Raw genomic sequence first — 4,199 nt, 5'->3', positions numbered from 1 at the left:
TGCTTCTGCTCCTCGGTGCCGTACTTGAGGATGGTCGGGGCGGCCATGCCGAGGCCGATGCCGGGCCGTCGCCGCTCGTGTTCCTGCTCCTGATCACCGCCCCCGCCGTGCTGGCCGCGGCGGCGCTTCGTCCACGCACCGGTTCGTCCGGCCGCTCCCGGAGGTAGTCCGTGCCCCAGTGGCTCGTCCTGACCGTTGCCATGGCCGCCGCCTGTGTGGTCGTCCTGGTCTCCGTGTCCCTGTACCAGCGCCGGGTCGGCGAGGACGACGACCCCTCCGGCACCCCGGACGTCATCGAGTACATGACGATGATGATCGGCGTGGTCTACGCGATCGTCCTCGGCCTCGCCATCGCCGGCGTCTGGGAGGCGCGCGGGGCCGCCGAGGACGGCGTACGCACCGAGGCTCAGGCGCTGCACGAGGTCAGCGAGCGGGCCGAGGTCCTGCCGGCGGAGGTGCGGCAGCGGGTGGACCGCGACATCGAGGCGTACGTCCGGCACGTCGTCCGCGTGGAGTGGCCGTACATGGCCGCCCACGGCGAACTCACCGGGCGCGGCGCGGAACTGCTCGACCGGGTGCGCGCCGACGTCGCCCGGTACGAGCCGCGCGGGGAACTGGAGAGCCTGGTCCACCAGCCGCTGGCCGACCAGGTCGCGGCGGCCGACGCGGCACGCTCGGCGCGGGCCGCGAGCGCCGGGGCGACGATGCCGGGCGTGATCTGGTTCGGGCTGATCACCGGGGGGCTGGTGACGGTGGGCATGGTCTTCGCCCTGCAGATCCGGCGCAGCGCACGGGAGTTGCTGCTCGCGGGGTTGTTCAGCGCGTTGATCGCGTTTCTGCTCTTCGTCATCTGGCACTTCGACGCACCGCTGGGGCGCGGGGTGCCGGACGCGGCCGCGCCGTTCCTCGACCATTTCCCCGGCGCGCTCGGGCCCGGCTGACCGGCCCCGCCGCCCGGGGCACACCGCGGCGGCCCGGCCCGTATACCCTCACCTGCGTGAATGACAGCAGACCCGGGCCCTTCGAGCGCGGCACGGACGGGCCGAAGGTCGTCGTCGCCGGTCTGGACGGTTCCGACTCGTCGTGGCGGGCAGCCGCGTACGCCGCCGGGCTGGCCCGCCGGCAGGGCGCCCTGCTCGCGCTGGTGTACGTCCAGCCCCTGTCGGCCGCGGGCGCGGCGCTCGGCGCGCCGGTCGTCCAGGCCTCGGCCGAGGCCGCCGAGCAGCTGGAGGCGGAGGTCCGGGAGGCCGCCGGCCGGATGACGGACGTCTACGAGCTGCGCTGGGAGTTCCACACCCTGCGTGGCGACCCGTACGGGGCGCTGTCCCGGGCCGCGGACGATCTCCGGGCGGACGCGGTGGTCGTGGGCGCCTCCGAGCAGGCCGGGCACCGCTTCGTCGGGTCGGTGGCGGTGCGGCTGGTGAAGGCGGGGCGCTGGCCCGTCACCGTGGTGCCGTAGCGGCGCGGCCGCGACGGCGCTCGGCGGCTACCAGGTGATCTCCTGCACCGTGGCCCGCGCCTCGGGGCTGCTCGTCGCCGTGATCACCGACTCGCGCCGGTCCCCGGAGAAGTGCACCCGGAGCGTGTCGGGGCGGCTCTGCTCGGTCCGTACGGTGAAGCCGCCGTTCGGGACGGCGGAGACCAGGCACACGTCCTCCTCGCCGAAGCGCACCGTGGCCCTGCCGCCCGCCGACTCGACGGTGTGCACGCCCGAGCCGTCCTCGCGGCAGTCCGCGGGACCGCCGCTCGGGCTCGGCCCGGCCGTGGCCGGCGGGGTGCTCCTGGTCGGCTGCGGGGCGGGGGTGCGCGGTGTCTCGGAGCGGGTGGGTTTCGACGGCGGCGACGAGGACGGCGAGGCCCGGGTGGGGCTCGGCTCCGGTGTACGGCTCGGGGTCCGCGGGCGGCTCGTCGAGGAGGCGAAGACGGTCGGGGCCTCCCGGGCCACGAGCGGGGTCGGTCTGGTGGAACCCACGACGAAGTGCACGGTCAGGATGACCGCCGTCACGCTGACCGAGGTGCAGGAGAGCCAGATGAGCACGTAGCGCAGGTACCGGGACACGACACCATAGTGGCGGACGGGATACCGTGCCGGTCCATGGCATCCGTGCTTCTTGTCGAGGACGACCCCGTCATACGCGGCGCGCTCATCGAAGTACTCTCCGCGCACGGCCATGTGGTGCACAGCGCGGCCCTGGGCTTCGAGGCACTCCGCGAGGTCACCGCGCGCCCGCCGGACGTCGTGGTGCTGGACCTCGGCCTGCCCGACCTGGACGGGACGGACGTGCTGCGGATGCTGCGCGGCATCTCCCGGGTCCCCGTCGTGGTGGCCACCGCCCGGGACGACGACGCGGAGGTCATCAAGCTCCTCAACGCGGGCGCCGACGACTATGTGGTCAAGCCGTTCTCCGGCGGCCAGCTCGCGGCCCGGATCGGCGCGGTGCTGCGCCGTACGGCACCGGCCGAGCCCGCGCCGGCGCCGCCCGCCGGGGACGGGTCCGGCTCCCCCGCGGCGCCCGCCGTCGCCCGCACGATGCGGGTCGGCGAGCTGGTGGTGGACCTGCCGGCGCGGAGCGCGCGGCTGGCCGGGCGGGAGCTGCGGCTCACCCGGCGCGAGTTCGACCTGCTGGCCTATCTGGCGGCCCACGCCGACCAGGTGGTGTCGCGCCGCCGGATCCTCGCGGACGTCTGGCGGCAGCCGTACGTCGAGGACCAGACCATCGACGTGCATCTGTCGGCGCTCCGCCGCAAGCTCGGCGAACGCGCCTCCCAGCCGCGCTATCTGCACACCGTCCGCGGCATCGGCATCAAGCTGGTGGCCCCGAGATGAGGCGGGCTCTCGCCGGGGTCGCGCTGGCGGTCACCTCGATGGTGGCGCTGTCGTTCCTCATCCCGCTCGCGCTGCTCGTGCAGTCCGAGGCGCGCGGCCGGTCCACGACGGAGGCGGAGCAGCGGGCGTCGGCGCTGGCACCGGTGCTGGCGCTGACGACGCGGCAGCGCGATGTGCAGCAGGCCGTGGCCGGGCTCGACCCGGGCGGCCGGCTCGGGGTGCACCTGCCGGACGGCGGGGTGATCGGGACCCAGCACGCGCCGCCGGGGGCCCTGGAGCGGGCCGGGCGGGAACGCGAGACGTTCGCGCTGGACACGGCCGACGGCTGGGTCCATCTGCAGCCGGTGATCCTGGCGCAGGACCGGGTCGCGGTCGTCGAGTCGTTCGTGCCCCGCTCGGCGCTCAACCGCGGGGTGACGCTGTCCTGGGTGGTGATGTCGCTGCTGGCGGTGGGCCTGGTGGCCGGGTCGGTGCTGGTGGCCGACCGGCTGGGCGCGCGGGTCGTGCGGTCCTCGCGCAGCCTGTCCCGTGCCTCGAACGCGCTGGGCGAGGGGGATCTGGAGATCCGGGTCGAACCGGCCGGGCCGCCGGAGCTGAAGGAGGCGGGCCGGGCCTTCAACAGCATGGCGGACCGGGTGGTGCAGCTGCTGGCGATGGAACGCGAGCTGGTCGCCGACCTCTCGCACCGGCTCCGTACCCCGCTGACCGCGCTGCGCCTGGAGGCGGAACGGATGGCGGCCGCCCCGGGCGCGGAGCGTCTCGGTGCCGCGGTGACGCAGTTGGAGACGGAGCTGGACTCGATCATCTCCGCGGCGCGCAGCCCGCTGGCGGTCAGCTCGCTCGGCGGCGCAGCCGACCGTGCCCGGGCGCCGGACGGTGCCCCGGCCGCGGCGGCGGGCGCGGCGGGCGATGACCGGAACGGCCGGTGCGAGGTGTCCGAGGTGGTCGGCGCGCGGGTGGAGTTCTGGGCGGTGCTGGCCGCGCAGCAGGACCGCCGGTGCACGCTCTGGGTCTCCGCGGAGCCCACCACCGTGACGCTGCCGTACGACGATCTCGCGGCGGTCGTGGACGCGCTCATCGGCAACGTCTTCCAGCACACCGAGCAGGGCACGGCGTTCGGGGTCCGGGTCGAGCGCACCGCGCAGTCCGTGGTGCTCACCGTGGACGACGCCGGTCCGGGCATCGCCGACCCGGATCTGGCGATGGCGCGCGGGGTGAGTGTCGGCGGCTCCACCGGGCTGGGCCTGGACATCGCGCACCGGGCGGCGCGGGCCACCCGGGGTGACGTGGCGATCGGCCGGGGGCCGCTGGGCGGGACCCAGGTGCGGGTCACGCTGGGGCTGGCGGCGGCCGGGGAGCCGAAGGGCGCGGT

6 protein-coding genes are annotated in these 4,199 nt (G+C 75.4%); 5 read left to right on the top strand and 1 reads right to left on the bottom strand.

Going from position 1 to position 4,199, the window contains the following annotated elements:
• Nucleotides 1-170 precede the first annotated feature (170 nt).
• Nucleotides 171-941 carry a bestrophin-like domain gene (locus GCU69_RS06875; protein WP_098750292.1) on the top strand — a complete coding sequence of 257 codons (771 nt, stop codon included), beginning with the start codon at nt 171-173 and terminating at the stop codon, nt 939-941.
• A gap of 56 nt (nt 942-997) precedes the next feature.
• Nucleotides 998-1,459, top strand: coding sequence for a universal stress protein (locus GCU69_RS06870; RefSeq protein WP_156205409.1), 462 nt, complete (start codon nt 998-1,000; stop codon nt 1,457-1,459).
• A 27-nt stretch (nt 1,460-1,486) separates the two neighbouring features.
• On the opposite strand, the gene GCU69_RS06865 is transcribed toward GCU69_RS06870, so the two are convergent.
• Nucleotides 1,487-1,708: a hypothetical protein gene (locus tag GCU69_RS06865; protein ID WP_098750290.1), complete on the bottom strand. Its 222-nt coding sequence runs from the start codon at nt 1,706-1,708 to the stop codon at nt 1,487-1,489.
• On the opposite strand from GCU69_RS06865, the gene GCU69_RS06860 reads away from it, so the two are divergent.
• The 3 genes from GCU69_RS06860 to GCU69_RS06850 all read left to right on the top strand — a co-directional run.
• On the top strand, nt 1,701-2,042 hold the full coding sequence (locus GCU69_RS06860) for a hypothetical protein (protein ID WP_235978289.1): 342 nt from the start codon (nt 1,701-1,703) through the stop codon (nt 2,040-2,042). The two genes, GCU69_RS06865 and GCU69_RS06860, sit on opposite strands and share 8 nt — an antisense overlap.
• A 53-nt stretch (nt 2,043-2,095) precedes the next feature.
• A complete protein-coding gene (locus GCU69_RS06855) occupies nt 2,096-2,827 on the top strand; it encodes a response regulator transcription factor (RefSeq protein WP_098750288.1) in 732 nt (243 codons plus the stop codon).
• Nucleotides 2,824-4,199 (top strand): HAMP domain-containing sensor histidine kinase (locus GCU69_RS06850; RefSeq protein ID WP_156205408.1); only part of this gene is annotated, 1,376 nt, incomplete at its 3' end. The genes GCU69_RS06855 and GCU69_RS06850, both read left to right, overlap by 4 nt.

Source organism: Streptomyces lycii, assembly GCF_009735685.1.
In the GTDB taxonomy this organism is placed as follows: Bacteria; Actinomycetota; Actinomycetes; order Streptomycetales; family Streptomycetaceae; genus Streptomyces; species Streptomyces lycii.
The sequence above is the reverse complement of the archived record's forward strand: the minus strand, read 5'-3'. Positions and strand labels throughout refer to the sequence as shown.

Bases quoted from the DNA above. Each gene is read 5' to 3' on its own strand.
- GCU69_RS06855 (WP_098750288.1), top strand. From the start codon at position 2,096: ATGGCATCCGTGCTTCTTGTCGAGGACGACCCCGTCATACGCGGCGCG.